Annotated in this window: 1 protein-coding gene; it reads left to right on the top strand. The window is 49.6% G+C overall.

What is annotated here, in order from left to right; all coding sequences use genetic code 11:
- Positions 1-234 (top strand): hypothetical protein (locus tag RYX56_RS25400; protein WP_317124522.1); only part of this gene is annotated, 234 nt, incomplete at both ends.

Below are 234 nucleotides of genomic sequence, written 5' to 3'. Positions count from 1 at the left end.
GTCGCCTATCAAGAAGCAGCTATCATTCGAATACTGTCTGCTATGGCTGAACATGAACCGCCCGTGCAGATTGACAGAGAGGGTTATCGAGCAGTCATCCGATTGCAACTTGCGATGGGAAAGACTGATAGTGAGCAGCAGTGGGCAGCTTTGAAAGCACTTTCATGGCCGCCGTGGAAAGAGGATCGTACACGAATGGACTCTGAAATAGGTCCAGAGCATGGTATTTCTCGA

It is taken from the genome of Alkalihalophilus lindianensis, assembly GCF_032843265.1.
In the GTDB taxonomy this organism is placed as follows: Bacteria; Bacillota; Bacilli; order Bacillales; family Bacillaceae_D; genus Alkalihalophilus; species Alkalihalophilus lindianensis.
The sequence above is the reverse complement of the archived record's forward strand: the minus strand, read 5'-3'. Positions and strand labels throughout refer to the sequence as shown.